The sequence below is a fragment of the Mesorhizobium sp. M1C.F.Ca.ET.210.01.1.1 genome (genome assembly GCF_004791585.1).
GTDB lineage: Bacteria > Pseudomonadota > Alphaproteobacteria > Rhizobiales > Rhizobiaceae > Mesorhizobium.
On record NZ_SRUU01000012.1, the window covers coordinates 72,391 to 95,296 of the forward strand.

Genomic DNA, 22,906 nt, shown 5'->3' on the forward strand with positions numbered 1-22,906 from the left:
CCAAGTGAAATCCTGGTCCCCCTACGCCCTGCTGGTCGTCGCGGCGGTCGCGCTCGACCAGTGGATCAAGCAGCTGGTCGAGAGCGGTCTCGCCTTTCAGGAAAAGCTCGATATCTTGCCTTTCCTGGCGCTGTTCCGCACCTACAACACCGGCATCGCCTTTTCGATGTTCTCCTCCTTCGGCGACACCGGCTTGGTGGTCATCGCCGCGCTTGTCGTCGCTTTCGTGCTCTATCTGGCCGTGCGCACGCCCGCCGGCCACGTCATAGCCCGCATCGGCTTTGCCCTGATCGTCGGCGGCGCGCTCGGCAATCTGATCGATCGCGCGATCTACGGCCATGTCATCGACTACATCCTGTTCCACACGCCGATCTGGTCCTTCGCGGTGTTCAACCTCGCCGACGCCTTCATTTCCGTTGGCGCCGCACTGGTCGTCTTCGACGAATTGATCGGCTGGCGGCGGGAGACCAAACCCCAGGACCGAGGCAATTGACCTCTCGGGGCCAGCGCCTCAAAGTCGAGGCTATTGCGCAAAAACAAATCGCCGGAACCGAGGAGACAAGAATGTCCGATACCTTCAAAGCCATCCTCGTTTCGCGCGACGCCGAGAAGAAGCAATCGGTCGAGGTCGTCGACCTCACCGAAGCCGAGTTGATGGAAGGCGACGTCACCGTCGCCGTCGAGGCGACGACGGTGAATTACAAGGATGGTCTGGCCATCACCGGCAAGGCGCCGGTCGTGCGCCGCTGGCCACTGGTGCCCGGCATTGATTTCGCTGGCACCGTCGTGTCCTCCTCCCATGCCGACTGGCGCAAGGGAGACAAGGTGATCCTCAACGGCTGGGGTGTCGGCGAGACGCACTACGGCGCCTATGCCGGGCGCGCCCGCGTCATGGGCGACTGGCTGGTGCCGCTGCCCGACGGCATGAGCCCCCATGACGCGATGGCCGTCGGCACCGCAGGCTACACAGCGATGCTTGCCGTCATGGCGCTGGAGCGGCACGGCATCGTGCCGGACCGCGGGCCCGTGGTGGTGACGGGTGCGGCCGGCGGCGTCGGCTCGGTCGCCGTCTCGATCCTCTCCACCCTCGGCTACCATGTGATAGCCTCCACCGGCCGCAATGCCGAAAGTCCCTATCTGATCGACCTCGGCGCGGCCGAGGTGATCTCGCGCGACGAGCTTAGCCAGCCGGCGAAGCCGCTCGCCAAGGAACGCTGGGCGGGCGGCGTCGACTCCATCGGCACCCACACGCTGGCCAATGTGCTGTCGATGACGTCCTATGGCGGCGCGATCGCCGCTTGCGGCCTGGCCGGCGGCATGGACCTGCCGACAACCGTCGCGCCTTTCATCCTGCGCGGCGTCTCGCTGCTCGGCATCGATTCCGTCATGGCGCCGAAACCGGTCCGCCTCGAGGCGTGGCGCCGCATCGGCACCGATCTCGACCTCAAGAAGCTGTCGACGCTCTCGCGGTCGATCGGCTTCGACGGCATCATCGGCGCCGCGCGCGACATCGTCGACGGCAAGATCAGGGGTCGTGTTGTCGTCGACATGTAGTGCAATCCCAGGAGAAACGTTCGGCGGTTTTCCGTTTGGAGTTGCGCCGAAACGCGCAGAAACCGCCCGAATTGGCTCGGACGACTAAAATTCGAACGATCCGCCGCAGTCTTCCATAATCTCTGTCTGGCAAGGTTTTCCGTATGTTCGCGGACTCCGACCACAGGCAGGACAGCAAGACCGCAGGCGATAACGGACCGGGTCCGGAGACGCCGAAGCGGCAGGTGCTTGTCGCGCCGCCACCGCTGGCTCCCGAACTGCCGACCGCCAGCCGCGAAGGCCTGCCGTTCCTGATGATCGTCGCCACGGCCATGCTGGCCGGGCTGGCGCATCTCACCGGAGCGCCGGTCTTCATCACCATCGGCCTCCTGGCGACGGGTCTGGGCGGCCTCGCCATGCATTTGCGCAGCCGACGCACCGAGCGCCGCGCCGCGGCGCTTCTCGACGAGACCGCCGCACGCAGCCGCGCCGAGATCGAGACGCTCGCCGACCGCATGTGGGAGATGCAGGAAAGCGAGGAGCGCTTTCGCGGCCTGATCGATGCGCTTGGCGATCTCGTCGTCCATCGCGACCGCGACGGCCACATCGTCTATGCCAACAGGGTGTTTGCTTCGCTGGTCGATCTCGATCAGCGCGACCTCGCCGGCAAGACGCTCTCCGAGCTCGGTATCGATGTCGGCGTCGTGCCCGACGCCGCCTTCTCGGACCATGAATGCCTGAGCTCCACCGATGTCGCCATCCGCACGCCGAACGGTCCGCGCTGGTTCTCCTGGATCGAGCTCTCGGTGCGCGACAGGGATACCGGCGCGGTCTCGCATCGGGCGATCGCCCGCGACATCACGGCCCGCAAGCGTGCCGAATCCTCGCTCATCACCGCCCGCGAGCGGGCTGAATATGCCAGCCAGGCCAAGTCGCGCTTCCTCGCCACCGTCAGCCACGAGATCCGCACGCCGATGAACGGCATCATGGGCATGGCGAAGCTGCTTGCCGATACCGACCTCTCGCCCGAGCAACGCACCTATGTCGGCGCCGTCTCCACCTCCGCGAGCGCGCTGCTTGCCCTCATCGAGGACCTGCTCGACTATTCCAAGATCGAGGCCGGCCGCTTCGATCCCGAGCCGCAGCCGACGTCGCTGCGCGAGATCGCCGACAACATCATCGAGCTCATGGCGGCGAAGGCCTTCTCCAAGAACATCGGCCTCGGCTGCCATGTCGAGCCCGACGTGCCGCAGATGATCACCGCCGACCCCGGCCGCGTGCGCCAGGTGCTGCTCAATCTCATCGGCAACGCCGTGAAATTCACCGATACCGGCGGCGTGCTGCTTACCGTCGCGCGCGCCCGCACTGAAGACACTGACCGCATCCGCTTCAGCATCGCCGACACCGGTCCGGGTCTGCGCGAAGAGGACATGGAGCGCATCTTTGAGGAGTTCGAGCAATCCGACGGCACCTCGACGAGGGTGCATGGCGGCGCGGGGCTCGGCCTTGCCATCTCCAAGCGGTTGGTGATCGCCATGGGTGGCACGATTTCGGTGTCGAGCCGGCTCGGCGAAGGATCCGAATTCGTCTTCGACATCCCGGCGACCGCGGCAACCGAACCGTCGCAATATCGCCAAAGCATCCTCGCGGACCGGCGCGCGGTGATCGTGTCCAGGAATGCCGTCGAGGCCGATGCGATCGCCCGCACCATCCGCGCCCATGGCGGCGCCGTCGAGATTGCCTCGACGCCGGACCAGGCCGCGCCGTACGCGGCCGGCTGCAATGTGCTTCTGGTCGACGCCGCGCTCGAGAGCAGCGACGGCGGCCTGCTCAAGCGCCTGCGCCAGAGCGGCTTTGTCGATTGCGAGGCCGTCACCCTGATCGCACCCTCCGATCGTGGCATGCTTGGCGAATTCCGCGCCGGCGGCTACGCGACGTTCCTCGCCCGGCCGGTGCGCGGCGAGACGCTGCTGCGCGTGCTGTTGACCAGCCATGTGCCGGCACCCGCCGAGCCGCGGCCGGAACCGCGTGGCGCCACGTCGATCCGCCGCCGCGATCAGGGTCTGTCCGTGCTGATCGCCGAGGACAACGACATCAACGCAATGCTTGCCCGCGCCACGCTGCTCAAGGCCGGGCATCGCGTCAAGATCGTCGGCAACGGCAAGGCCGCGGTCGAAGCCGTTACCGAGGCCGGACTCAAGCACCGCTTCGACATCGTGCTGATGGACCTGCACATGCCGGTGATGGACGGGCTCGACGCGATCGCCGCCATCCGCCGCCATGAGGAAGCGATGGCCGTGCCGCCGATCCCGATCATGGTGCTTTCGGCCGACAGCCAGGAAAAGACGCGCCACACCGTGCTGGCCCACGGCGCCAGCGGCTTCGTCACCAAGCCTCTCGACCCTGATGCGCTCGTCCAGGCCGTCGAAGGCCAGGCTGCGGCGTAACGATTTTTTTAGACTTTCCCGAACGCCTTGGATTGCTTGGCTTTCGCGACCGTAAGATAGCCGGTTGAGGGTATTGCCCAGCCGACGAAGTATTGCCGGGCTCGCCGTATCACGGTACTGTCACAATCCTGTTGCACCTACACCGTATCCCCGTGCCAAGAGGGATGGCTCGAAGGAGAATCACTCGTGCATACAGTCATGCCTGAATGCGATACTCGGCCGAACGCCAGCGCCCTGCTCGGCGCGCGCACCGCCGACGCCGTCGCAAACGGCGCACCGCTGGGCCGCATCGGCAACCTGGAAGTGCGGCTTGCACGCAACGAGGCTGAGATCGCAGCCGCCCAGGAAGTGCGCTACCGGGTATTCTATGACGAGCTTGGCGCGAGGAAGAATCTGTTCCAGGCGCAGGACCGGCGCGATGCCGACCGTTTCGACCCGCTCTGCGATCACCTTCTGGTGTTCGACACCTCGCTCCCCGGCCCCGAGCACCGCCGCATCGTCGGCACCTACCGCCTGCTGCGGCAGGAGATCGCCACGGCCGCCGGCGGCTTCTACTCCGAGGGCGAGTTCGAATTGACCAAGCTGGTGGCGCGCCATCCCGGCCAGCGCTTCCTGGAGCTCGGCCGCTCCTGTGTGCTGCCGGAATACCGCTCCAAGCGGACCATCGAGGCGCTCTGGCAAGGCATCTGGGCCTATATCAACCACTATGGCATCGGCGTGATGACCGGCTGCGCCTCCTTCCACGGCACCGTGCCGGCCGCGCATGCCGAGGCGCTGACCTATCTCGCCCATCACTGCCGCACCGACCAGGCATGGGATGTCAAGGCGGTCGCGGGCCGCTACTGCTCGATGGACCTGATGCCGATCGAGGCGGTCAACGCCAAGGCGGCGATCGCCGCGATGCCCCCGCTGGTCAAGGGGTATCTGCGCGTCGGAGCGCGCATCGGCGACGGCTGCGTCATCGATCGCGAATTCTCGACCGTCGATGTCTTCGTCGTCATGCCGGTGAAGGAAATCGGCGCCCGCTATGTCAACTACTACGGCGGTGAAGGCCAGCGCTTCGCGGCGTGAGTATAGCGAATAGCGAAAGAAACAAATGACGGCGGCTGATCACAACAGCGCTATTCGCTACTCCCTATTCGCTACTCGCCCCTTCACGGAATATCCTCCGGCCTTCGTCCAGGCCGGCTCTTATAGGCCGGGAACGACCAGCCGAATTTGAGCGCTCCGCCGCGCACCAGGAAGGCCGCGGCGAAGCCGAGCAGGCTGGACGGAAGGGCCGGCATGCCGACAAGATCGCAAAGCGTGAAGAGCGCCGCACCGGCAAGCGCCGCCGTGACATAGATTTCCGGCCTCAGCAGCACGGAAGGTTCGCCGGCGAGCAGGTCGCGCAATATGCCGCCGGAGGTCGCGGTGAGCACCCCGGTGATGACAGACACGACCGGCGAGCCGGTGATCGCCAGGCCTTTTGCAGCCCCCATCACCGCGAAGGCGGCAAGCCCAATGGCGTCGAGCCAGAGCAACAGCTTGTAGCGGGATTCGACGCGGTGAGCGCTGAAGAAGACAAGCACGGCGACAAAGGCGCAGATCAGCACATAACCGCTATTGGCGACCCAGAACACCGGCAGGTTGAGGATGACATCGCGCAGCGTGCCGCCGCCGATGCCGGTGACGCTGGCCAGGAACAGGAAGCCGATGATGTCCAGCTCTTTGCGCGACGCCGCAAGCGCGCCCGTCGCCGCAAAGACGGCGACGCCGGCATAGTCGAGCAGATCGATGGGGTTCATGGCAGTAGGGCAGTAGGGCAGTAGGGCAGTAGGGCAGTAGGGAATGCAACTGTGTAGGCCAAACCTACGCAATTGCCTATCGTCTCACATACTGCCTTATTGCCCTACTCCCTTACTCCCTTAACTACGCGTCCTTCTCAGCCTGCTCGTTCACCGGGCCAGGCTCGACCGCCGCCTCGGCCGCGGCGGCCTTCGGGCCGCCCTTGGAGACACCGACCATCGCGGGCCTCAATACGCGTTCGCCGATCGAATAGCCGGGCTGCACCACCTGGACGACGGTGCCGGCGGGAACGTCGGCGTTGGGCACCTCGAACATCGCCTGGTGGAAGTTCGGGTCGAACTTCTCGCCTTCCGGCGCGAGCTTCTTCACGCCATGCCGCTCCAGTGCCGACAGCATGGCGCGCTCGGTGAGGTCGACGCCTTCGATCAGCGCCTTGAAGCCGGCATCGCCGGAGGCTTTGGCCTCGGTCGGAATGGCATCGAGCGCGCGGCGCAGATTGTCCGACACCGACAGCATGTCGCGTGCGAAATTGGCCACCGCGTAGGTGCGCGCGTCGTGCACGTCGCGTGCCGTGCGCCGCCGCAGATTCTCCATTTCGGCCGCGACGCGAAGCGCGCGGTCCTTCAGTTCCTCGTTTTCCTTCAGCAGCCGCACAAGCGCCTCATAGTCGCCGTCGACGCCGCCTTCCGCGCGCTCGCCGGAGGCCTGGGTGGCCTCGGTTTCCTCGGGCGCGCGTTCGTCTTTTGCCTGGTCGCTCATCGCCGTTTCCCGTCATTCGGATTGGTTCGGATTTGCGCCCGATATCGAGGTTTGAAGGCCAAAAATCAAGGGGCAAGCGCCGGCGGCGGCCACCACCCGGTCGTTCCAGATTAATTCAAATTTTACCGTACCGGACAGCTTTGCTTGCCTCAATGGGCCAATGCGGGAACCATTGTCGGGCTGCGGGAGTTTCGAAGCCGACACAGGATTTGGGACCATGAACGGCAACAATGGCGAACGGAGCGCTGGACTCGCCAACGATATCAGGCGCCAGGTTGGCACAGAAGCGACGAAGCGCTTTCTGCGCACGCTCCCCGTATTTCGTCTGGAAAAAGAGGTGCCGAAGCGGCTTACGGACCTGCTCGACCGCCTCGAAGGGGCCGAGGCCGAAAGGGTAGGCGGCGAGCGGCGTCGATAGCCGCATGCCGCCCTTATGATGTTCCGCCGATGATGTTTCGTGCGGGGGCCAGGCGAACTAGGCTGCCTTGCGTTCGTCGCGCATAAGCGCCTCGCCATGGCGGATTTCGGTGCCGAGCACCTTCAGGCATTCCCGCATGAAGGCGGCAAGCCCCGGCCATCCCTTGGCTGACACCAGATTGCCGTGGACATGCGCGCCGGTCGGCGCAACGTCGATATAGATGCCGCCGGCGAGTGTCACCTCGGGCTCGCAATACTGCAGCGCCGCTACTTCCCTGCCGCGCACCACCCCGTCGACGGCGATCAGGATCTGCACGCCGTGGCAGATGGTGAAGATCGGCTTGCCGGTCTCGTGGAAATGTCTGACCAGCGCCTGCACGCGCTTGTCGATGCGGATATATTCCGGCCCGCGCCCGCCGGCCGCGTAGACCGCATCGTAGTCCGCGGGGTTCACCTCGGCGAAGGTCTTGTTGAGGATATAGTCGTGGCCGAGCTTTTCGGTATAGGTCTGATGGCCTTCGAAGTCGTGCAGCGAGGTCTTGAGCACGTCGCCGGCCTTCTTGTCCGGGCACACGACATGGACGGTGTGGCCGACCGCATGCATGGCCTGCTCAAAGACGAAAATCTCGTATTCCTCGCTGAACTCGCCAACGAGCATCAATATCTTCTTGCCTGCCATGCCGGGTCCTCCCTCTGCCGCTATTTATTTCGAGGTTCGAAATTATAACCCTACCCTAAGGGCAAGACGGCGGAAGAGGAAGTGCAAATCGCTCAAGTGGTCTGACCAGATGGATTCAGCCTCTTGGGCAAGGCGGGAAAGCCGACTCGCCCGAGACAAAATCCAGGGAACTGGTCCGACCAAGCAGGCGAAGGTCAGGCGGCCACCCGGATCATGTCCGCTGCCTTCTCGGCGATCATGATCGTCGGCGCGTTGGTGTTGCCGCCGATCAGGGTCGGCATCACCGAGGCATCGACCACGCGCAGCCCTTCGAGCCCGCGAACCTTGAGCTCCGGGTCGACCACGGCCATGTCGTCGATGCCCATCTTGCAGGTGCCGGCAGGGTGATAGATGGTGTCGGCGCGCGCCCTGATATGCGCCATCAGCTCGGCGTCGCTGGAAGCACCGGCCGTGTAGATCTCCTTCTGGCGATACTTCGCCAGCGCCGGCGCCTCCAATATGGTCCTCGTCATCCTCGCTCCCTTGAGCAGAAGGTCGGCGTCGCGCTCGTCCTCAAGGAAACGCGGATCGATGCGCGGCGGCGCCAGCGGATCCTTGCCGAACAACCCCACCTCGCCGCGCGAATACGGCCGAAGCACGCAGACATGGCAGGAAAAGCCGTAGCCCATATGCAGCTTGCGGCCGTGGTCGTCGACGATGGCGATGCAGAAATGCAATTGCAGGTCCGGACGCTCGAGCGACGGATCGGATTTAAGGAAAGCGCCGGCTTCGGCATAGGGCGTGGCGATCATGCCGGTGCCATCCTTGCGCCAGCGCAGCATGTGCCTGATCAGGCCGGGCATGCCGGTGAGGCCGATGCCCATCAAATCCGTCTCCCGCGACTTCCAGGCCAGGATGAAATCGAGATGATCCTGCAGGTTCTTGCCAACGCCCGGCAGCTCGTGGACGAGCGGAATGCCGTGCGCCGCGAGCTCGACCGCCGGACCGATGCCGGAGAGCAGAAGCAGCTGCGGCGAGCCGAACGCCCCGCCGCAGAGAATGACCTCGCGTCTGGCTTCCGCCACCGCTTCGCCTTTGCCGATGCGATATCGCACGCCCCTGGCGCGCTTGCCGTCGAGCACGAGGCCCGTCGCATGCGCGCCGGTGATGACGGTAAGATTCGGCCGGCTCATCGCCGGATGCAGATAGGCGGCGGCGGCCGAGCAGCGCTCGCCATTGCGGCGCTCGCTCCAGAATTGGGTGACCTGGTAGAGCCCCGCACCTTCCTGCTCCGGCCCGTTGAAGTCGTCATTGCGCCTGACCTGGTTTTCGCCGCAGGCCTCGACAAAGGCTTTCGAGATCGGACGCGGCTCCTGCTGCTCGGCAACCCTGAGCGGCCCATCGCCGCCATGCAGCGCGCCGGCACCGCGCTGGTTGCCCTCGGCGCGCCGGAAATAGGGCAGCACCTCTTCCCACGACCAGCCGTCGCAGCCGAGGTCGGCCCATTCGTCATAGTCGCGGCGGTTGCCCCGCGTGTAGAGCATGGCGTTGATGGCGCTGGAGCCGCCCAACGCCTTGCCGCGCGGCTGGTAGCCCCTGCGGCCGTTGAGACCCTCCTGCGGCACCGTCTGGAAGGCCCAGTTGTTGAGCTTCGGGCGTCCCGGCAGCAGCGCGATGATGCCCGCCGGTGCGCGGATCAGCAAATCCTTGCCGGCGCCTCCCGCTTCGAGCAGGCAAACCGTCTTCGATGGGTCTTCGGAAAGCCTGGCGGCAAGCGTCGAGCCGGCGGAGCCACCGCCGGCAATCACATAGTCGTAGCGCATCTTCTCCTCCCGGCGGATGTTTCCGTCCGTTCTTCGAGAAAATGCCTGCTTGCGTGGCTTGTAAAGATGCCGCTGCGTCAGCCGGGGCGCTTGCGCCGCCAGGAATATTTCGGGCCCTTGGGCTCGGGTTCCACGGCCGGCTGGTAATAGACCGGCAGACCGCCGGTGCGTCCTTCCTCCAGCCGCTTCAACAGCACCGGATTGGAGATCTCGAACTCGTCGAAGCCGAGCCTCAGCATGTGCGGCAGCTGGTCGACCAGCACCTGCCCCGTGGCGCGGACCGCGCCCTTGAAATCATGCCGGGCGCGCAGCAATTCGCCCTTGGAGAAGGAACGGCCGTCATTGAATGCCGGGAAAGCGAGCGCCACCAGCGACAGCTGGTCGAGCAGGCCGACGATCTTGTCGAGCTCGTCGCCGGGCAGCAGGAGCACGCCGATGCGCTCCTTGGCCGACTTGCGGGTCTCGTCATCAAGCGCGAGGAAAGCCTGCAACGGCAGGATGAAGCGGCCATTGCCAACAAGCGCCTCAGCGCTTTCTGCATGGGTCCATTCGTCCTCGCGAAAACCCTTCGGGGTCCAGAGGCGGGTCCCGGGTGTCGTCGATTCAGTCATCAAAAATCCTAAAGTCCAAAAAGTCCCAAGCGCGCCGGCAGACGGCCAGCAGCCGTGACTTGGAGCCGACATCACGTGAATAGCGATATACCCTAAAGTGAAGCGTCGGTCAGCGACTTCTCCAGCCCGGAGAGATGGATGCCGCACTCGGTCTTGGCGTGCCCTGCCCAGCGGCCGCTGCGCGCATCCTCGCCCGGCTGCACCGGTTGCGTGCAGGGGAAGCAGCCGATCGAGAGATAGCCATAGGCGACCAGCGGGTTTTCGCGGAGCGCATGCGCGCGCATGTAGTCGGCCTGGTCCGACGTCGTCCAGTGCGCCAGCGGATTGATGCGGATGCGCGAGCCGACCGCCTCGAAGACCGGAAGTGCCGCGCGCGTCGAGGCCTGGAAGCGCTTGCGCCCGGTGAACCAGGCGCGGAACGGCTCGACGCCGCGCGCCAGCGGCTCGACCTTGCGCACATTGCAGCAGGCGTCGGTGTCGGTCTCGTTGAGCCTGCCGGTCGGATCGACTCGCTCGAGCGCGGCTTCGTCGGGCTTGATCACCCTGATATCTGTCAGGCCGAAATCGGCAACCAGCGCGTCACGGTAACCCAGCGTTTCCTCGAAATGCTTGCCGGTATCGAGGAAGATCACCGGCAGCGAGCGGTCGATCTCCGCGATCATGTGCAGGAGCACCGCCGAATCCGCGCCGAAGGACGACACGGCGGCGACCTCGCCGCGGAAAGATTCGCGCACAGACCGCTCGATGATCTCGATCGGCTTCAGATGCCCGAGCAGCGCGTCGAGCCCCGCCGCTTCCGCGGCAACGCCGGCCTCGACGTCGACGATACGGTCAAGCGGCCTTGGTTTCGCCAGCATAGAGCGCCTCCTTGAACGGCGCGGGACCGACTCTGCGGTAGGCGTCGATAAAACGTTCATCGGGACTGAGCCGAAGGCCGAGATAGGTATCGACGATCTGCTCGATGGCATCGGTGATCTCTTCCGAAGAAAAGCCGCGGCCGATGATCTCGCCGACGGAGGTGTTCTCGTCGGCCGAGCCGCCAAGCGTCACCTGGTAGAGCTCGGAGCCCTTCTTCTCGACACCGAGAATGCCGATATGGCCGACATGGTGGTGGCCGCAGGCATTGATGCAGCCGGAGATCTTCAGCTTCAGTTCGCCGATCTCGCGCTGCCGCTCCAGCGAGGCGAAGCGGCGCGAGATTTCCTGCGCCACCGGAATGGAACGCGCTGTCGCCAGCGCACAGTAATCGAGGCCCGGGCAGGAGATGATGTCGCTGATCAGATTGGAATTGGCCGTCGCCAGGCTGATCTCGACCAGCGCGTCATAGACCGCCTTGAGGTCGGCGCGCGCCACATGCGGCAGGATCAGGTTCTGCTCGTGGCTGACACGCAATTCGTCGAAAGCGTATTTCTCGGCGATGTCGGCAACCGCTTCCATCTGGCTGTCGGTGGCGTCACCGGGCACCTCGCCGATGCCCTTGAGCGAGATGGTCACCGCCGCATAGTCGGGATGGCGGTGCGTCACCACGTTCTGGTCGAGCCATTCGGAAAAATTCTTGGAATCGAGCCGCGCCTGTTTCACTGCCGCGTCGCCTTCAGGCCGGTCGACCAGCTTCGGCGGCGCGAAATAGGCGTTGATCGCCTGGATGTCGGCCTCCGGCAGCTTCAGCTCGGCATCCTTCAGCTCCTGCCATTCGGCCTCGATCTGGCGGGTGATCTCCTCGACGCCGGTCTCGTGCACCAGGATCTTGATGCGCGCCTTGTACTTGTTGTCGCGGCGGCCATAGAGGTTGTAAACGCGCAGGATCGCCGTGCAGTAGGAGAGAAGGTCGGCTTCCGGCAGGAAGTCGCGGATCTTCTTCGCCACCATCGGTGTGCGCCCCTGGCCGCCGCCGACATAGACGGCGAAGCCCAGCTCGCCGGCCGCGTTCTTCTTCAGATGCAGGCCGATGTCGTGCGTCTGGATGGCGGCGCGGTCGCGCTCAGCGCCCGTCACCGCGATCTTGAACTTGCGCGGCAGGAATGAGAATTCCGGATGCACTGACGACCATTGGCGCAGTATTTCCGCATAGGGGCGCGGATCGGCGACCTCATCGGCGGCGGCTCCCGCGAAATGGTCGGCGGTGACGTTGCGGATGCAGTTGCCGCTGGTCTGGATGGCGTGCATCTCGACGCTCGCCAGATCGGCAAGGATCGCCGGAATATCGGACAGCGCCGGCCAGTTGAACTGGATGTTCTGGCGCGTCGTGAAATGGCCGTAGCCCTTGTCGTACTTGCGCGCGATGTGGCCGAGCATGCGCAATTGCCGGCTGTTCAGCGTGCCATAGGGCACGGCGATGCGCAGCATATAGGCATGCAGTTGCAGATAGACGCCGTTCATCAGCCTGAGCGGGCGGAACTGGTCCTCGGTGATCTCACCGGCAAGCCGGCGCTGCACCTGGTCGCTGAACTCGGCGACACGGGCCTCTACGAAATCGTGGTCGAACTCGTCGTAACGGTACATGCTTCGTCTTTCAGGGCGCGTCCGCCCGCTTTCCTGTGCTTTATGCCGCCCGGGCGGCTTCCGGGCTCGCCTGCTTGCCAAGATCGGTTCGGATGGTCGGACCCGCGGCGCGGATTTTCTCGCGCAGCCGCACCGGCTCGACCAGGCCGTCGGTCACGATGACGTCGATCAGGTTGACGTCAACCACCTCATTGTTGCCGGCGGCCGCGGCGCCGATGCCTTCGAGCCTGTCCTCCGCCGCCTTGTCATGGGCGATGTCGGCATGGCCGACCGTCTCCGCCCAGCCGCCATCGGCATACCAGACGGCGATGCCGTCGGAGAGCCTGTTCGCGGTCAGAACCTTCATTGTTCAACTCCCTCGTCGGCCGGATTGGCCGCACTCTCATGCCCTGTATCTTCACGTCTGTGTGCCGCGAGCGGCTCGGAACCTTCGAAATTGGCGCCGGCGACCGCGTCGCCGATGATCGTCATGACCGGGCCGGTGAGATCGGCGCGCGCTTCCAGCGACGGCAGATCGGCCAGCGTGCCGTGGAAACGCCGGCGGTTGCCGAGGCTGGCATTTTCGACGACGGCGACGGCGGTGTCGGGCGACAGTCCGGCCTCGATCAGACGGCCGGCGACTTCGGCGGCGACCGAGCGGCCCATATAGACGGCGACGGTGGCGCCCGAGATGGCAAGCTTGGCCCAGTCGGGCAGCGAGTTGCCCTTGAGGTCGTGGCCGGTGGTGAACACCATCGAGGACGAGACCCCGCGCAGCGTCAGCGGCAGTTCGAAATCGGCGGCGGCGGCGAAAGCGGCGGTGACGCCAGGAACAACTTCGTAGGCAACGCCGGCCTCGCGCAGCGCCGCCATCTCCTCGCCCGCCCGGCCGAACACCAGCGGATCGCCGGACTTCAGCCGCACCACGCGCTTGCCGGCACGGCCAAGCTCGATGAGCAGTGCGTTGATCTCTTCCTGGCTCTTGGAGTGGCAACCCTTGCGCTTGCCGACGGGCAGGCGCTCGGCGTCGCGGCGGCCCATGGCGACAATCCCCTCCGGAACCAGCGCGTCATAGACGATCGCGTCGGCCTCCATCAGCAGCCGGTGGGCGCGCAGCGTCAACAGGTCTTCCGCGCCCGGACCGGCGCCGACCAGCGCGATATGGCCGGCCGCTGGCGCATTCGAAGCCAGAAGATCAAGCGCCGCATCATGCGCCCTGGCGAACTCTCCGGCTTCGATCGCCTTGGCCGGGGCGCCGGCGAAGAAATCGCTCCAGAAACGGCGGCGGCGATTGCCCTTCGGCAGCCGCTCGGCCGCACCACGGAACGAAGCCGCCAAGGCAGCCAGCCGGCCGAGCGACGGCGACAGCATGCGGTCGATGCGCGCGCGCAGCAGCTGCGCGAGCACCGGGCCGGCGCCTTCGGTGCCGATGGCGATGGCAACCGGCGCCCGGTTGACCAGCGCTGGGGTGAAGAAATCGCAGAGTTCCGGCCGGTCCACGGCATTGACCGGGATACCCAGCCGGCGCGCGTCCTCGGCGACGCGGCGGTCGAGCGCCTCGTCGCCGTTGGCGGCAAATGCCAGGGCAGCGCCTTCGAGCTGCGCGGCATCGTAGGCGGCATCGACATGGACGGCGCCGGAGGTCGCGATGAAGGCAAGCAGCTCCGCATTGGCGTGATCTGCGATGATGCGCAGCTCGGCGCTCGACTGCGCAATCAGCCTTGCCTTGGCAAGCGCCTCCTCGCCATTGCCGACGATGGCCACGGCTCCGCCATCGACCCGCATGAAGACGGGGAAGGCGTTGAGCTTGGCGTTGGCTGGCGACATGGCGATAAGAATTAGTTGAACAGTTTGGCAGTTTTACGCGGGCTGGGCAAAAACCAGAAGGCAAGCACTCGCGCATCCCTCGGAGGCAGGCAATCGCTTTTTCGCAACCGCGAAAGGCAGGAGAAAAAAATTCTACGCCGAAGCGTGAGGTGGCCAGATACCTCGCCAGCATCCATTGATCCAGCATAATTTTTAGCGTTGCCCGGACAGCGCGGCAAAATAGTTTTTTCTAAATTCTACTAAATCAGTAGATTAAAGCCATGCCCGCGGCGCACGGCCGATTGATGCGCCTTGCAAGAGACGATCGATCACTCGCAGGTCGGCGGGAACAATCACGCTTGGCGGCACGTTTGGCTGACGATCACATGCCTGCCGACAGATCGCATTTTGCAACTCGGTCGACAGGCCCGGAAGCTAAAAGGAGAGCGCTATGAGCATCAGGCTGAAACACGATCTTTGGGTCATCGTGGCTGACGGCGAAAAGGCGCTTTTCCTCCGCAACCAGGGCGATACCAAATACCCGAACCTGCAGGTCGTGCAGGAGATGGAACAGGAAAACCCGGCCACCCGGGAGCAAGGCACCGACAAGCCAGGCCGCTACGCTGAGGGCCCCCGCAGCGCTATTGAAGAGACCGACTGGCATCGCCTCGGCAAGGAACGTTTTGCTGACGATATTGCCGACCGGCTCTACAAGCTTGCGCATCGGGGCGACTTCGACGAGATCGTGCTGATCGCGCCGCCTCAAGTGCTTGGCGAGATGCGGCAGAAACTGCACAAGGAGGTCTGCGATAAGGTGAAGGCGCAGATACCGAAGACGTTGACCAACCACACCATTCCCGAGATCGAGAAGCTGCTCCAAGCGGCCTGAGCCAAGGCAGCGAGAGGCTGTCGAACGCCATTGAGATCGATGCCGCGCGACCGCGCGGCCGGCTGGCTGCGGCTTTCGTCCTCCGGGGCCATCCGCGGCGCCGATTTCCATGCCGCGGTGGTTGCATCACCGCCGCTCTCCCCGCCATATTGCGAAAGGCGACGGCCTCGGGCGGCGCTTATCCGACATCGCAATTTCTGAAAGGCGCGCAAGAGACCATGCCGCATGACACGCCCCTTATCGCCACCATCGTCGCCGGTTTGGGGCTCGCCTTCGTCTTCGGAGCATTGGCCAACCGTTTCCGCATTCCGCCACTGGTCGGCTATCTCGTAGCCGGCGTGCTGGTCGGGCCGAACACTCCCGGCTTCGTCGCCGACGCCAGTCTCGCCAACGAGCTCGCCGAGATCGGCGTCATCCTGCTGATGTTCGGCGTCGGCCTGCATTTCTCGCTCAAGGATCTTCTGTCGGTCCGGGCCATCGCCGTGCCCGGCGCCATCGTGCAGATCGGCTTCGCCACGCTGCTCGGCGTGGGCCTCGCCTGGCTGCTCGGCTGGTCGCTGGGCGCCGGCCTGGTCTTCGGCCTGGCGCTTTCCGTCGCCTCGACCGTCGTGCTGCTGCGCGCCATGCAGGAGCGGCGGCTGATCGAGACGGAGCGCGGCCGCATCGCCGTCGGCTGGCTGATCGTCGAGGATCTGGCCATGGTGCTGGCGCTGGTGCTTTTGCCGGCGCTTGCCGGCGTGCTGGGCGGCCAGCCGCAGGCCAATGACCATGCGAGCCTGCTGTCGCTGCCCGCCAACTACGGCATCTGGGGCGTGGTCGGCCTGACGCTCGCCAAGGTCGCCGCCTTCGTCGTCGTCATGCTGGTGGTCGGCCGCCGGGTCATCCCGTGGATCCTGCACTATGTCGCCCATACCGGCTCGCGCGAATTGTTCCGGCTCTCGGTGCTGGCCATTGCGCTCGGCGTCGCCTTCGGCGCGGCAAAGCTGTTCGGCGTCTCGCTGGCGCTCGGCGCCTTCTTCGCCGGCATGATCATGAGCGAGTCCGAACTCAGCCACCGCGCAGCGGAGGAATCGCTGCCGCTGCGCGACGCCTTCTCGGTGTTGTTCTTCGTCTCGGTCGGCATGCTGTTCGACCCGCTGAGCCTGATCAGCAACGGCCTGCCGATCTTGGCGACTTTAGCCATCATCGTCATCGGCAAATCGCTTGCGGCGTTCGTCATCGTCATTGCCTTCCGCTATCCGATCGCAACCGCGCTGATGATTTCGGCCAGCCTTGCTCAGATCGGCGAGTTCTCCTTCATCCTGGCCGAGTTGGGCGTCGGGCTGAAGCTGTTGCCCGAACAGGGCCGCGACCTGATCCTGGCCGGCGCCATCCTGTCGATCCTGCTCAACCCACTGATGTTCCTCGCCGTGGACCGGATGAAACCATGGCTGGAAAAGCGCGCCGGCAAGGCCGAGACGGCCGAGGAGCCAAGACCGATCAGCCCCGCGACCGAACCGGGTCAGGTCGCATCGGTGGCGGCAGCGGCTGCGAAGGAGGATGGCCCGCCGCCAAAAACCTCGCTCACCGGCCATTCCATCCTGATCGGCTACGGCCGCGTGGGCAGCCTCGTCGGTGCCGCCCTGAAAGAGGCTGCCCTGCCCTTCCTTGTCATCGAGGATGCCGACAAGACGCTGGCGAAGCTGAACGCCGATGGCATCGAGACCGTCGCCGGCAACGCCGCCAATGCGGACGTCTTTTCGGCCGCCAATCCCGAAGGCGCGACGCGGCTGATCCTTGCCATTCCGAATGCCTTCGAAGCCGGGCAGATTGTGCTTCGCGCCCGCGCCGCCAATCCGCCAATAAACGTCATTGCCCGTGCCCATTCCGATGCCGAGGTCGAGCATCTCAAGGGGCTCGGCGCCGATACCGTCATCATGGGTGAGCGCGAGATCGCGCGCGGCATCGTCGAGGTCGTGAGGGGCAAAGCCGCCGTGCCGTAGGCGCCCTCAATCGAGATCAAACCGCAGCCCGCTTCAGGCACATATTCGCAGGGCAAGCTGATCAAGCGATAAAAGCCGAACCGCCGTTTTGCGCGATATCGCTGAGGTATTTTGCTGGCGGCTTGCCCAGCGCCTTCTTGAACATAGTGATGAAGGCGGTGACGGATTCGTAGCCGAGATCGCCCGAAACCTGCTGCACGCTGGCGCCGGAGGCCAGCTGCCTTAGCGCGACGATCAGGTGCAGTTGCTGGCGCCAGCGCCCGAAAGTCAGCCCGGTCTCCTTCACGACAAGGCGTGCCAGGCTGCTCTCGCTGAGCGCCACACGGTTTGCCCATTCAGCCAGGGTGCTGCGATCGGCAGGATCGTCGGCCAGCGCTTCGGCGATCCGCCGCAAGCGCGGCTCAGACGAGATCGGCAGATGCAATTGCTGCACAGGCATGCGCGGCAACTCGGCGAGCAGGATCTTTCCCAGGAAGCCGCATCTTGCGTCATCCGGCGCACAGTCCGACAGTTCGATGATCAATTCGCGCAACAGCGGCGAGATCGACAGCGTGCAACACCGGTCCGGCAGTTCGGCCGCGCCCGGCTCGATATAGACGAAGAACATCCGGGCATTGGCAGTTGCGATGTTGCTGTGTTCCATGCCGCCGGGAATCCACACGCCGCAATGTGGCGGCACCATCCACAGGCCGCTCTGAACGCGGCAGGTGACACCGCCTCCCAGCGCGAAGACCAGTTGTCCCTTGCGGTGCCAGTGGTCGGGCACCTCCGCCTTGGTCTCGGTCACGTCGACACGAACGGCTATTGCCGGCGCGAGCACGTCATCGACATCGAAATCCAGCCAGGGCCAGCGGAGAGGCTGTCTCATACTTGACTGCTTTTAGCGACCAATTGGCTTTATATCTAAATTTTTCAACCACGAAAGTCGATAGGCTCGAACCATCATCGTCGCGATCGATCGCGGCCCCAACCGCCAGTCTCAAAAGGTGGCCTATGCTCGCACTCGCCATTTCCTCCGACAGTCCCAACAGGCTGAGGCTCACCGAGATCGAGGAGCCACACCTTTGTGCGGATGAAGCATTGGTGGCGGTCCACGCAACGTCGCTGAATCGCGGTGAGCTGCGCCTGCTCGGCATACGTCCGGACGGCTGGATCCCCGGCCAGGATGTCGTTGGCTTTGTCGAACGGGCGGCAGCCGATGGCTCCGGGCCAGCCGTCGGCACCCGGGTTGCGGCCTTGGTCGATCAGGCCGGCTGGGCCGAACGTGTTGCCGTTGCAACCGACCGTCTCGCCATCCTGCCGGATGGGGTCAGCTTCGCGTCCGCGGCCACGCTTCCGGTTGCGGGCACGACGGCGCTGAGGACTTTGCGCCATGGCGGCGACCTGGCTGGCCAGCAGGTCCTGATCACCGGCGCAAGCGGCGCGGTCGGCCGTTTCCAGATCCAGCTCACCCACCTGCAGGGCGGGCGTGTGACCGCCGTCGCCGCCTCCCGGCACGACGAGGATCTGCGTGGGCTGGGCGCCGAGCGGGTTGTCGGTGCGATCGAACAGGCCGAGGGGCCGTTTTCGCTGATCACCGAGTCGGTCGGCGGTCAGAGCCTCGCGCATGCGATCGAACGCGTCGCGCCGGGCGGCACCATCGTCATGTTCGGTTCGAGCAGCGGCGAACTCACGCCGGTTGGATTCCGCCAGTTCGTTCCGAGTCACGAGGGGGCGAGGCTGCAGACCTTCGCCTACTACACTTCCGGTTCAGGCGTTGGCGCGGACATCGCCTCGCTGCTGGCCCTGGTCGCGGCCGGTCGGCTGGAAACCCGCGTGGCCTTGACCGTGCCGTGGACGGACATCGCCCAGGCGCTCGACGCGCTGCGGCAGCGCAGCTTCAGCGGCAAGGCCGTTCTCACCATGACCTAAAGCAATTCCAGGAAAAGTGTGTAGCGGTTTTCCGTCCGGAATTGCATAAAAACAGATAGTTAGAGCGGTTCGGCGATTCTGGCAAACGCTGGACCGCTCTAGCCTGAAGTCAGCCGCTCACACGTGCTGGCCGCCATTGATGTGGATTTCCGAACCGGTCACATAGGACGCCTGACCGGAGCACAGGAAGAAGATGATGTCGGCGACTTCCGAGGTGGCGCCGAGGCGCCTGAGCGGGATCGTCTCGACGATCTTGTCGGTGCCTGGCGACAGGATCGCCGTGTCGATCTCGCCCGGCGCGATCGCGTTGACGCGGATGCCGTGCGGACCGAAGTCATGCGCCATCTCGCGCGTCAGCGAGCCGAGCGCCGCCTTGGACGTCGCATAGGCCGTTCCGGCGAACGGATGCACGCGCGTGCCCGCGATCGAGGTGACGTTGACGATCGAACCCTTGGCTGCGGCAAGCTCCTTGAACAGGCCGCGCGCCAGCATGATCGGCGCGAAGAAATTGACCTGGAACACGTCGCGCCAGACATGCATCGGCGTGTCGATCGAGTTCATCCGGCCGCCGTCCTTGAGCTTAGGCGAGATGCCGGCATTGTTGACCAGTGCGTGCAACTGCCCGCCATGCGCCTCCAGCCGGTGACGGATTTCCGAGACCGCGATGCCGACATCTTCCTGATCGGCGAGATCGACTTTGATGTGGTCCTCGGGGCCGGCCGGCCAGGGACAGTCCTCGGCGAAGGCCTGGCGCGAGCAGGTGATGACGCGCCAGCCCTCGCGTGAAAAACGCTTCACCGTCGCATGGCCGATGCCACGGCTGGCGCCGGTGAGCACGATGGTCTTTCTGGGGTCGGTCTCGGCCATGGCTTGATCTCCGGCCGGACATGTAGCCGAACGCGCTTGCCATTGCGAGAGGCGAGTTTGCCGCTCAACCGCCGCCGAGGATGTCGAGGATCGAGGTCTGTCGCCGTTTCTTCGGGCCACCGACGTCGCCGGGCGGCACCGGATGCCCGACCGATGCGGTGGTGCCGCCGTCGCTGGGCATGTCGAAACCATCGGCGTCGACGGTCTGGGCCGGGCGCGCCTGTCGCGCGGGCGCCTGGGCGACGGGCGCGGACGACTGGCCGACCGGCGCCCGCGGCACCGGTGCCGGCTGTGAGTTGTCCGCAGACGGTATCTCGTCCGGCACGACCGTGTCGGACGGCGTCGACTTCCACGTGCCGGGCAGCGGCCTGACCGGCACGCCCTCATGCGCCGCGACCATGAATTCGTGCCAGGCCTGCGCCGGCAAGGCGCCGCCGGTCACCTTCTTCATCGGGCTGCCGTCGTCATTGCCGAACCACACGCCCGTGGTCAGGTTGGCCGTGTAGCCGACGAACCAGGCGTCGCGCGAATTCTGGCTTGTGCCGGTCTTGCCAGCCGAGGGCCAGTTGAAGGCCGCCTTCTTGGCGGTGCCGACCTCGACCGTTCCGGTCATCATCGAATTCATCATGCCGACAATGTCGGCCTTGATGACGCGCGGCGCGCTGCCGCCATTGCTGTCGTAGAGCACCTTGCCGTCGCCCGTGGTGATGCGGCGGATGAAATGGATGTCGGGCTTATAGCCGCCATTGGCGAAGGGCACATAGGCCGAGGTCAGCTCCAGCGGCGTCACTTCCGATGTGCCGAGCGCGATCGAGGTGTTCGACTGCAGCTCGGACTGGATGCCCATGCGATGCGCCGCCTCGACCACTGCGTCGGGCCCGACTTCCATGGTGAGCTGCGCCGCCACCGAGTTCAGCGACTTGGCGAGGGCGGTCGCCAGCGTCACCTTGCCGTAATACTTGCCGCCGTAATTGTCGGGCGTCCATTTGCCTATTCTGATCGGCGCGTCGTTGCGCACGCTGTCGGGCGTGCGGCCGGCTTCGAGCGCCGCCATGTAGACGAACGGCTTGAAGGCCGAGCCCGGCTGGCGGCGCGCTTCCGAGGCGCGGTCGAACTGGCTGGTCGAATAATCGTAGCCGCCGACCATGGCGCGCACGGCACCGGAATCGTCGATCGAGACCAGCGCGCCCTGCGTGACGTTGAGCTTCTTGCCGCTTTCGTCGATCAGCCGGCGGATCGACTGCTCGGCGAGCTTCTGCAGCGTCAGGTCGACGGTCGCGTCGATGACGATATCGCCGCGTACGTCGCCGATGAGGTCGGGCAGTTCTTCCATGATCGTATCGGCGACATAGTTTTCCGAGCCGGTCCAGTACGAGGGCGCGCGCGTCGCCGGCGCGCTCAGCGCCACCTTGTATTCCCTGTCGCTGATCTTGCCTTCCTGGCGCATCGCGGCGAGCACGAGCTGCGCGCGTTCTTCCGCCGCTTTCGGGTCGCGCGCCGGCGACAGCCGCGACGGCGCCTTGAGCAGGCCGGCAAGAAGCGCTGCCTCGGAGAGCGAGACATCGCGCGCGCTCTTGCCGAAATAGCGCCGCGAGGCCGCCTCAACGCCATAGGCGCCGGAACCGAAATAGACCCGGTTGAGGTACATTTCGAGGATCTGGTCCTTGCTGTGCTTGTGCTCGAGCCAGAGTGCGAGCAGCACTTCCTGCACCTTGCGCTCGAGCGTGCGGTCCGGCGTCAGGAACAGGTTCTTGGCGAGCTGCTGCGTCAGCGTCGAGCCGCCTTGCGAGAAATGCCCGCCGAGGACGTTGGTGACCATGGCGCGCGTCAGCCCGATCGGATCGATGCCGAAATGCGAATAGAAGCGCCGGTCCTCGATGGCGACGACTGCTTCGGGGATATAGGGCGACATTTCATGCAGGCCGACGGCTTCGCCGCCCGACATGCCACGATTGGCGATGAGCTGCCCGTCGACCGAGACGATCTTGATGTTGGGCGCGCGGTCGGGGATCGACCATGTGGTCGCCGCCGGCATCTTGGCACCGTAGTAGACGACGATGCCGGCCACTGCGATGCCGCCCCAGATGCAGAGCACGAAGCACCAGTAGAGCAGGCGGCCGAAAATGGAAAACAGCCCGCGCCGGCTGCGATCGCGCCCTCGGCCGCGCGACTTCGCCTTGGCGGATTTGCGTTTGGCTGCGGATTTGCGATTTGCCGGCACGACGCGATCCTCCTCGCTGACCGAAAAGCCGTCGGAGGATTTCGCCCGCGGCGAGCCCTCGAAGCTCGGTTCGATGCGACTGTCTCTGCGGTTCGCCATGCGCTGTGCTTGCTGTCCCCGGTGCCGATGGCGCTCGGGTTGCAGAGTAGATGCGGCGATTTAAGGGCGGGTTAAATGGAGAAAAATCGAAGCGATTGAAAATCAAATGCTTGACGATCGCACGATGCGGCCGGTTTCGCGGTCGCATCGTGGTAGCTCAATTCTGCTGGATCGAAATGCCCTTGTCGTCGATCTTGAGCTCCACGCCTTTCGGCCTAGTCTGCTCGCGATAGATGTAGATGCCAAGCGCGATGATCACGACGACCAGCGCGCCGATGATGAGATAGAGCAGGTTCTGTCTCATCGCGCTCCTTTGCAGCGATCGCGCCTCACGCTCGTTTCAGAACCTTGACCACGAGCAACAGGATGACGGCGCCGATCGTGGCGTGGATGATCGACGCCAGGATGCCGCCGCCGATGGCAAAACCCAGCCTCGGGAAGAGCCAGCCGGCGATGAAGGCGCCGATGATGCCGACGATGATGTTGCCGATCAGGCCGAAACCGAAGCCGGACACGATCAGGCCGGCCAGCCAGCCGGCAATGGCGCCGATGATGATGAAGACGAGAAGACTTTCGATACCCATGCAGGTTCCTCCGGGCAAGCGACGAAAGCG

General features: G+C 65.0%; 22 protein-coding genes. 8 read left to right on the plus strand and 14 right to left on the minus strand.

Annotation, left to right across the window (positions count from 1 at the left end; genetic code table 11):
- The first annotated feature begins 4 nt into the window (after window positions 1-4).
- From lspA to EN853_RS15705, 4 genes are all read left to right on the plus strand, one after another.
- The gene (lspA, locus tag EN853_RS15690; protein ID WP_127860665.1) at window positions 5-493 is read left to right on the plus strand and encodes a signal peptidase II; all 489 of its coding nucleotides are present in this window, start codon (window positions 5-7) and stop codon (window positions 491-493) included.
- A 71-nt stretch (window positions 494-564) separates the two neighbouring features.
- The gene (locus EN853_RS15695; RefSeq protein WP_127860666.1) at window positions 565-1,554 is read left to right on the plus strand and encodes an MDR family oxidoreductase; all 990 of its coding nucleotides are present in this window, start codon (window positions 565-567) and stop codon (window positions 1,552-1,554) included.
- 143 nt (window positions 1,555-1,697) lie between these two features.
- Complete coding sequence (locus EN853_RS15700; protein ID WP_127860667.1) at window positions 1,698-3,980, plus strand: PAS domain-containing hybrid sensor histidine kinase/response regulator; 2,283 nt, start codon at window positions 1,698-1,700, stop codon at window positions 3,978-3,980.
- A 186-nt stretch (window positions 3,981-4,166) separates the two neighbouring features.
- On the plus strand, window positions 4,167-5,051 hold the full coding sequence (locus EN853_RS15705) for a GNAT family N-acetyltransferase (RefSeq protein WP_127860668.1): 885 nt from the start codon (window positions 4,167-4,169) through the stop codon (window positions 5,049-5,051).
- Between the two features lie 83 nt (window positions 5,052-5,134).
- Here EN853_RS15705 and EN853_RS15710 read toward each other — a convergent pair whose 3' ends face one another.
- Both EN853_RS15710 and grpE read right to left on the minus strand, forming a co-directional pair.
- Window positions 5,135-5,767, minus strand: coding sequence for a trimeric intracellular cation channel family protein (locus EN853_RS15710; protein WP_127860773.1), 633 nt, complete (start codon window positions 5,765-5,767; stop codon window positions 5,135-5,137).
- A gap of 124 nt (window positions 5,768-5,891) precedes the next feature.
- Window positions 5,892-6,527 (minus strand): nucleotide exchange factor GrpE, encoded by a 636-nt coding sequence (gene grpE, locus EN853_RS15715; protein ID WP_127860669.1) that lies wholly within the window; start codon window positions 6,525-6,527, stop codon window positions 5,892-5,894.
- Between the two features lie 217 nt (window positions 6,528-6,744).
- Here grpE and EN853_RS15720 point away from each other — a divergent pair, with 217 nt between their 5' ends.
- Complete coding sequence (locus EN853_RS15720) at window positions 6,745-6,945, plus strand: hypothetical protein (RefSeq protein ID WP_127860670.1); 201 nt, start codon at window positions 6,745-6,747, stop codon at window positions 6,943-6,945.
- Window positions 6,946-7,002: 57 nt separating this feature from the next.
- Here the strand turns inward: EN853_RS15720 and EN853_RS15725 are convergent, their stop codons facing one another.
- The 7 genes from EN853_RS15725 to cysG all read right to left on the minus strand — a co-directional run bounded on the left by EN853_RS15725 (window position 7,003) and on the right by cysG (window position 14,344).
- Window positions 7,003-7,623, minus strand: coding sequence for a DJ-1/PfpI family protein (locus EN853_RS15725; protein WP_127860671.1), 621 nt, complete (start codon window positions 7,621-7,623; stop codon window positions 7,003-7,005).
- Between the two features lie 194 nt (window positions 7,624-7,817).
- The gene (locus tag EN853_RS15730) at window positions 7,818-9,425 is read right to left on the minus strand and encodes a GMC family oxidoreductase N-terminal domain-containing protein (RefSeq protein WP_127860672.1); all 1,608 of its coding nucleotides are present in this window, start codon (window positions 9,423-9,425) and stop codon (window positions 7,818-7,820) included.
- 77 nt (window positions 9,426-9,502) lie between these two features.
- Window positions 9,503-10,036: a DUF934 domain-containing protein gene (locus EN853_RS15735; RefSeq protein ID WP_127860673.1), complete on the minus strand. Its 534-nt coding sequence runs from the start codon at window positions 10,034-10,036 to the stop codon at window positions 9,503-9,505.
- Between the two features lie 92 nt (window positions 10,037-10,128).
- A complete protein-coding gene (locus tag EN853_RS15740) occupies window positions 10,129-10,893 on the minus strand; it encodes a phosphoadenylyl-sulfate reductase (protein ID WP_127860674.1) in 765 nt (254 codons plus the stop codon).
- On the minus strand, window positions 10,868-12,538 hold the full coding sequence (locus EN853_RS15745; protein WP_127860675.1) for a nitrite/sulfite reductase: 1,671 nt from the start codon (window positions 12,536-12,538) through the stop codon (window positions 10,868-10,870). Before EN853_RS15745 ends, EN853_RS15740 begins: the two co-directional genes overlap by 26 nt.
- Before the next feature lie 40 nt (window positions 12,539-12,578).
- The gene (locus EN853_RS15750) at window positions 12,579-12,884 is read right to left on the minus strand and encodes a DUF2849 domain-containing protein (protein ID WP_127860676.1); all 306 of its coding nucleotides are present in this window, start codon (window positions 12,882-12,884) and stop codon (window positions 12,579-12,581) included.
- On the minus strand, window positions 12,881-14,344 hold the full coding sequence (gene cysG / locus EN853_RS15755; protein WP_127860677.1) for a siroheme synthase CysG: 1,464 nt from the start codon (window positions 14,342-14,344) through the stop codon (window positions 12,881-12,883). Before cysG ends, EN853_RS15750 begins: the two co-directional genes overlap by 4 nt.
- Window positions 14,345-14,774: 430 nt before the next feature.
- Here cysG and EN853_RS15760 point away from each other — a divergent pair, with 430 nt between their 5' ends.
- Together EN853_RS15760 and ybaL are read left to right on the plus strand one after the other, a co-directional pair.
- On the plus strand, window positions 14,775-15,212 hold the full coding sequence (locus EN853_RS15760; protein ID WP_127860678.1) for a host attachment family protein: 438 nt from the start codon (window positions 14,775-14,777) through the stop codon (window positions 15,210-15,212).
- Between the two features lie 218 nt (window positions 15,213-15,430).
- A complete protein-coding gene (gene ybaL / locus EN853_RS15765; RefSeq protein ID WP_127860679.1) occupies window positions 15,431-17,194 on the plus strand; it encodes a YbaL family putative K(+) efflux transporter in 1,764 nt (587 codons plus the stop codon).
- A gap of 61 nt (window positions 17,195-17,255) precedes the next feature.
- Here ybaL and EN853_RS15770 read toward each other — a convergent pair whose 3' ends face one another.
- Window positions 17,256-18,062 (minus strand): helix-turn-helix transcriptional regulator, encoded by an 807-nt coding sequence (locus EN853_RS15770; RefSeq protein ID WP_127860680.1) that lies wholly within the window; start codon window positions 18,060-18,062, stop codon window positions 17,256-17,258.
- A gap of 125 nt (window positions 18,063-18,187) precedes the next feature.
- Here EN853_RS15770 and EN853_RS15775 point away from each other — a divergent pair, with 125 nt between their 5' ends.
- Window positions 18,188-19,105 (plus strand): zinc-binding dehydrogenase, encoded by a 918-nt coding sequence (locus EN853_RS15775; RefSeq protein WP_127860681.1) that lies wholly within the window; start codon window positions 18,188-18,190, stop codon window positions 19,103-19,105.
- Between the two features lie 117 nt (window positions 19,106-19,222).
- On the opposite strand, the gene EN853_RS15780 is transcribed toward EN853_RS15775, so the two are convergent.
- From EN853_RS15780 to EN853_RS15795, 4 genes are all read right to left on the minus strand, one after another.
- Window positions 19,223-19,972, minus strand: a complete 750-nt coding sequence (locus tag EN853_RS15780) for an SDR family oxidoreductase (RefSeq protein ID WP_127860682.1) — start codon at window positions 19,970-19,972, stop codon at window positions 19,223-19,225.
- 64 nt (window positions 19,973-20,036) lie between these two features.
- Window positions 20,037-22,292, minus strand: a complete 2,256-nt coding sequence (locus EN853_RS15785) for a transglycosylase domain-containing protein (protein WP_127860683.1) — start codon at window positions 22,290-22,292, stop codon at window positions 20,037-20,039.
- Between the two features lie 157 nt (window positions 22,293-22,449).
- On the minus strand, window positions 22,450-22,596 hold the full coding sequence (locus tag EN853_RS15790; RefSeq protein ID WP_127860684.1) for a hypothetical protein: 147 nt from the start codon (window positions 22,594-22,596) through the stop codon (window positions 22,450-22,452).
- Window positions 22,597-22,621: 25 nt separating this feature from the next.
- Entirely contained in the window at window positions 22,622-22,876 is a 255-nt protein-coding gene (locus EN853_RS15795; protein WP_127860685.1) for a GlsB/YeaQ/YmgE family stress response membrane protein, read from the minus strand.
- Between the last annotated feature and the right edge of the window lie 30 nt (window positions 22,877-22,906).